This is a genomic window from Pseudomonas sp. HMWF021 (assembly GCF_003061005.1).
GTDB lineage: Bacteria > Pseudomonadota > Gammaproteobacteria > Pseudomonadales > Pseudomonadaceae > Aquipseudomonas.
Window position 1 is genome coordinate 11,337 of the sequence record NZ_QAIK01000122.1, and the last position, 4,946, is coordinate 16,282.

Genomic DNA, 4,946 nt, shown 5'->3' on the forward strand with positions numbered 1-4,946 from the left:
GCGGCAAGGGCATCAGCCCTGAAGCGCTGCAGACTTTCATCGACGGCCTGGACATGCCAGCCGAAGCGAAAGCCGAGCTGAAACAGCTGACCCCGGCCAACTACATCGGCAACGCTGTAGCGCAAGCCAAACGCATCTGATTCACCGCTTGACCCGTTTGAGACGCCCGGCCGCGCCGGGCGTTTTTATTCCCGTCTGAAAAATGCTTTTTTTCAATAGGTTACACATGAATCCTGATACTCCTCTTCAACTCCTGGGCGGTCTCACGGCGCGCGAATTCATGCGCGATTACTGGCAGAAAAAGCCGCTGCTGATCCGTCAGGCCATCCCTGACTTCGAAAGCCCGATCGACGCCGACGAACTGGCCGGCCTGGCCCTGGAAGAAGAGGTCGAGTCGCGCCTGGTGATCGAGCACGGCGAGCGCCCGTGGGAGCTGCGTCGCGGCCCGTTTGCCGAAGACGAATTCAGCAAACTGCCGGAAAAAGAGTGGACCCTGCTCGTTCAGGCCGTTGATCAGTTCGTGCCGGAAGTCAGCGAACTGCTGGAAAACTTCCGCTTCCTGCCGAGCTGGCGCGTCGACGACGTGATGATCAGCTTCGCCGCCCCCGGTGGCAGCGTCGGCCCGCACTTCGACAACTACGACGTGTTCCTGCTGCAAGGTCACGGCCAGCGCAACTGGAAGATCGGCCAGATGTGCGACTCCGAGAACCCGCTGCTGCAACACGCGGATCTGCGCATCCTCGCCGAATTCCACGAAACCGAAGAGTGGGTACTGGAACCGGGCGACATGCTCTACCTGCCGCCGCGCCTGGCTCATTGCGGTGTCGCCGTGGACAACTGCATGACCTACTCGGTCGGTTTCCGTGCCCCGAGCGCCTCGGAAGTGCTGACTCACTTCACCGATTTCCTCAGCCAGTTCCTGACTGACGAAGAGCGCTACACCGATGCCGATGCAAAACCGGTCAGCGATGATCCCCATCAGATCCAGCACGACGCACTCGGTCGCCTGAAAAGCCTGCTCGCCGAACACATGAGTGACGAACGCCTGCTGCTGACCTGGTTCGGCCAGTACATGACCGAGCCGCGCTACCCGGAACTGGTGGTCGGCCCGGAAGACGTTGAAGAAGACGACTTCCTCAACGCCCTGCAAGACGGCGCGGTGCTGATCCGCAACCCGAGTGCACGCCTGGCCTGGTCGGAAGTCGATGACGACTTGCTGCTGTTCGCCAGCGGCCAGAGCCGTTACCTGCCGGGCAAGCTGCGCGAGCTGCTGAAGATGATCTGCGCCGCTGATGCGCTGCACGTCGACAACCTCGGCGAGTGGCTGAACGACGAAGAAGGTCGCGGCCTGCTGTGCGAGCTGGTCAAACAGGGCAGCCTGGGATTCGCCGATGAATAAGATTCGCGTACGTGTCGCAGACTGGCAAAAGGACAACGCCGAGATCCGGCGCATTCGTGAAACGGTGTTCATCGCCGAACAATCGGTGCCACCCGAGCTTGAATGGGACGCCGATGACGCGACCGCCGTGCATTTTCTGGCGTTCGAAGGCGACTTTCCGATCGGCACCGCCCGCCTCTTGCCCGACGGGCACATTGGCCGGGTGTCGGTATTGAAGGACTGGCGCGGGATGAAAGTGGGCGACGCGCTGATGCAAGCGGTGATCGCCGAAGCCGAAGCCCGCGGCCTGCAGCAGCAGATGCTCAGCGCGCAGGTGCAGGCCACGGCGTTCTATGAGCGCCTGGGCTTCAGCCTGGTCAGTGAGGAATTCCTCGAAGCCGGGATCCCACATGTCGATATGGTTCGGCATTCGGCCTGATCGGCAGAGATCCTGCGATCTTCACTGATTTTGTGATCTTTGGAGATCCTGTGATCTTTGGAGATCTTGTGATCTTTGGAGATCTTGTGATTTCTGGAGATTTTGTGATTTCTGGAGATCCTGTGGTGAGGGGATTCATCCCCGATGGGTCGCGGAGCGGCCCCAAAATTCCAGGCCTGCTTCGCAGCCCATCGGGGATAAATCCCCTCACCACAAAGGCTCTTGAGCACTCTCTCAAAACGCCCCGCCATTTTCCGATGCCGGGGCGTTTTGCTGTCTACGATTCAACTTGCCCCACCCCGGGCCGACAAACTGGCAATATCAAGCCTTTCGAAAGCGGAGATAACGGACATGTCCCTACGCACCCTGCTCACCACCCTGCTGCTTGGCTGCAGCCTTTCGGTGATGGCAGCCACAGAAATCGTGCCTCTCAAGTACCGCACCAGCACCGACATGTTGCCGATGGCGCAGGACTTCATGGGCAAGGATGGCCAGGTCAGCGCCTACGGCAATCAACTGATCATCAAGGCCGAGCCGGACAAGATCCAGGAGTTCAAAGCACTGATCACCCAGCTCGACACTGCACCCAAACGCCTGCTGATCACGGTCGATACCAACGAAAACAACGGCCGTGGCGATGAAGGTTACTCGGTCAACGGCGCACAGACCCGCATCATCAGCCGCAGCACTGCCAGCCGTGACGGCGGCGTGCAGCAGGTGCAAGCCAGCGAAGGCATGCCGGCGCTGATCCAGGTCGGCCAGAGCGTGCCGATCACCAGCAGCCAGAGCAATTCCTACGGCGATTACAGCAGCCAGACTCAATACCGCAACGTCACTCAGGGTTTCTATGTCACGGCCAGCGTCACCGGCGACATCGTTCATCTGGCGATCAGTACCAACCGTGACCGCATGAGCCAGGAACGTCCCGATGTAGTGAACGTGCAAAGTACCGACACAACGGTCAGCGGACGCCTGGGCGAATGGATCACCCTCGCCGGCGTGAATCGCCAGACTCAAGCCGACAAACAGGGCCTGACCCGCAGCTACTCGACTCAAGGCCGGGATGACATGACGCTGAAGGTGAAAGTCGACGCCTTGGACTAAAGCACCGAAAACTGACTGATTAGTCGTATTAGACGAAAGATGTAGTGCTTGAAAAAAAGCACTACAAAACGTTTGACGAGCCAAAAAAGCGAAGGCATGATGGCCTCGCTCCCGCTAATCAGAGGCCCTGGCAAGGGCCTTCGAAGCGATGTTCGCACCTACCCCGCGAACCGCTTCGTGTCTGTACCGCCCACAAGGTGTGTTTGACGAGGTTGCCGACTGGAACGAAGTTGTCCCGAGGGACGGAAGCGTAATTAGGTAACCCGGCTTCATGCTGCAGACCGTATAAAGGCCCACGACGCCCGCATGCGCCCCGCAGTCCGCCACTACCTGCTCACTTCCCCTCGAGCCCATCGTTCATCCCGTCGCCTACCCCGCCGAATCCGACTTGACCACCTAAGCTTCTGGTCAGCGAGCGCAGGAATTTTCCACCGCAGAACAACTTTTCATAAAGACGCGACGAGGTTTATCTCCATGGCACTGACACGCGAACAGCAAATTGCAGCCCTTGAAAAAGACTGGGCTGAAAACCCGCGCTGGAAAGGCGTGACTCGCACTTACTCCGCTGCTGACGTCGTCCGTCTGCGTGGCTCGGTTCAACCTGAGCACACCTTTGCAAAAATGGGCGCCGAGAAGCTGTGGAACCTGGTGACCCAGGGTGCCAAGCCGTCCTTCCGCCCAGAGAAAGATTTCGTCAACTGCATGGGCGCCCTGACCGGCGGCCAGGCCGTTCAGCAGGTCAAGGCCGGTATCCAGGCGATCTACCTGTCGGGCTGGCAAGTGGCTGCGGACAACAACTCTGCCGAATCCATGTACCCGGACCAGTCGCTGTACCCGGTGGACTCGGTGCCAACCGTGGTCAAGCGCATCAACAACTCGTTCCGTCGTGCTGACCAGATCCAGTGGAAAGCCGGCAAGAACCCGGGCGACGAAGGCTACATCGACTACTTCGCGCCGATCGTGGCTGACGCCGAAGCCGGTTTCGGCGGCGTCCTGAACGCCTACGAGCTGATGAAGAGCATGATCGAAGCAGGCGCCGCCGGCGTGCACTTCGAAGACCAGCTGGCTTCCGTGAAAAAATGCGGCCACATGGGCGGCAAGGTACTGGTTCCGACTCAGGAAGCCGTACAGAAGCTGGTGGCTGCACGTCTGGCTGCCGACGTTGCCGGTACACCGACCATCATTCTGGCCCGTACCGACGCCAACGCCGCTGACCTGCTGACTTCGGACTGCGACCCGTACGACCAGCCGTTCGTGACTGGCGAACGTACTCAGGAAGGTTTCTACAAGGTCCGTGCCGGCCTGGATCAGGCAATCGCCCGTGGCCTGGCCTACGCGCCATACGCCGACCTGATCTGGTGCGAAACCGCCAAGCCGGATCTGGAAGAAGCCCGTCGCTTCGCTGAAGCGATCAAGAAGGAATACCCGGACCAACTGCTGTCGTACAACTGCTCGCCTTCCTTCAACTGGAAGAAAAACCTGGACGACGCGACCATCGCCAAGTTCCAGCGCGAACTGTCCGCCATGGGTTACAAGCACCAGTTCATCACCCTGGCCGGCATTCACAACATGTGGCACAGCATGTTCAACCTGGCGCACGACTACGCCCGCAACGACATGACTGCCTACGTGAAGTTGCAGGAGCAGGAGTTCGCTGACGCCGCCAAGGGTTACACCTTCGTGGCTCACCAGCAGGAAGTGGGCACCGGCTACTTCGACGACATGACCACCGTTATCCAGGGTGGCTCGTCCTCGGTGACCGCGCTGACCGGTTCGACCGAAGAAGAACAGTTCCACTGATTGCGCTTCGCTGAGCAAACGGCCTTTGCGGATCGTATAGAAAGCTAACCGCAAAGCCGCAAGACTGACGCCCCGACTGGTTCGGGGCGTTTTTTTGCCCGCAGAATTCCCCGTCCGCCCTGTAGGAGCTGCCAAAGGCTGCGATCTTTTGATCTTGTTTTTAGAAAAGCAAAATCAAAAGATCGCAGCCTTCGGCAGCTCCTACAGGGGGTGGATTCTGCTCGC

The 4,946-nt window shown here is 59.5% G+C and carries 5 protein-coding genes; all 5 read left to right on the forward strand.

What is annotated here, in order from left to right; genetic code table 11:
• On the forward strand, positions 1 to 140 hold a 140-nt coding region (locus tag DBR18_RS29335), incomplete at its 5' end, for a hypothetical protein (protein ID WP_256588765.1).
• An 86-nt stretch (positions 141 to 226) separates the two neighbouring features.
• Positions 227 to 1,399, forward strand: a complete 1,173-nt coding sequence (locus tag DBR18_RS16775; RefSeq protein ID WP_108591150.1) for a cupin domain-containing protein — start codon at positions 227 to 229, stop codon at positions 1,397 to 1,399.
• The gene (locus DBR18_RS16780; RefSeq protein WP_003223818.1) at positions 1,392 to 1,817 is read left to right on the forward strand and encodes a GNAT family N-acetyltransferase; all 426 of its coding nucleotides are present in this window, start codon (positions 1,392 to 1,394) and stop codon (positions 1,815 to 1,817) included. Before DBR18_RS16775 ends, DBR18_RS16780 begins: the two co-directional genes overlap by 8 nt.
• A 351-nt stretch (positions 1,818 to 2,168) precedes the next feature.
• Positions 2,169 to 2,921: a secretin N-terminal domain-containing protein gene (locus tag DBR18_RS16785; RefSeq protein ID WP_108591151.1), complete on the forward strand. Its 753-nt coding sequence runs from the start codon at positions 2,169 to 2,171 to the stop codon at positions 2,919 to 2,921.
• Positions 2,922 to 3,395: 474 nt separating this feature from the next.
• On the forward strand, positions 3,396 to 4,721 hold the full coding sequence (gene aceA / locus DBR18_RS16790) for an isocitrate lyase (RefSeq protein ID WP_108591152.1): 1,326 nt from the start codon (positions 3,396 to 3,398) through the stop codon (positions 4,719 to 4,721).
• Positions 4,722 to 4,946 lie beyond the last annotated feature (225 nt).